The following is an 833-nucleotide window of genomic DNA, read 5'->3' as shown; positions in this document are numbered from 1 at the left end:
GCCGCTCTTGTTTCTTCATCCGCACGCAATGCATTGCCTTGGTCTCTAAACTTCTTAAAACTTTCATAAGGATTCTCTTTCATCTGTGCACTTATTTCAGTTATCGATGATTCTCCGAAATACCCGAGTTCACCTTTAAAACGATTTTTGAACTCCTCATTTGTAGTCTTAGCAACATCCATATAAAGATTTGTCTTTTCCGCATATAGACCTTCTTCTCCATTTCCGTTTTTACCCCACAGTGCTATCTTTCTTTCCTCAGCGTTGAACTGCGATCCAACGCTGTTATAAGCATCCTCCAGAACCGCTGCTTTTTCGTCCGCACTGCTAATTCCACCAGATATAATGTTCTGAAAAGAAGCCCAATCCATATCCTTCAAGCTGCTTACTGCCATATTCTCAAAAGGATTTATCTTTTTTTCGGTCTGATCTTCATTCTTATCAGAGGTACTCGTCCCATTCTCAAGCGCTTCTATATCCTGTATTATTTTATCAAGCCCACTTTGTTCAGCTTTGTCAATATACCCATCTTCCAGTGCTTTAGCAGTCTTTTCCTTTAACTTCGAAACTAATTTTTGTGCTTCATCAATTTTCTCTGTATATTTCTCATTTATACTATCGATTAGTATTTCACCAGATTCTCCTTCCCCTGCTACAGCTTTAACCGCTTCAATATCTGCATACTGTTTATCCTTTAAATATGCAATTTGTTCCTCTCCGAAATTGTCAGCAGAAAACTTTAAATTATTTTGTTCAACTGAATCTAGCTTTTCCGATGACGAAAGCCACAGAGTTTTTTTAAATCCAGCGTTATTTTGCTGTAATGTATTAAA

At 37.5% G+C, this 833-nt stretch carries 1 protein-coding gene; it reads right to left on the bottom strand.

Annotation, left to right across the window (positions count from 1 at the left end; genetic code table 11):
* Positions 1-833: hypothetical protein (locus D1841_RS17650; protein ID WP_166554336.1), on the bottom strand; the 833-nt coding region annotated here is incomplete at both ends.

It is taken from the genome of Neglectibacter sp. X4, assembly GCF_009917365.1.
Taxonomy (GTDB): domain Bacteria; phylum Bacillota; class Clostridia; order Oscillospirales; family Acutalibacteraceae; genus Acutalibacter.
The sequence above is the reverse complement of the archived record's forward strand: the minus strand, read 5'-3'. Positions and strand labels throughout refer to the sequence as shown.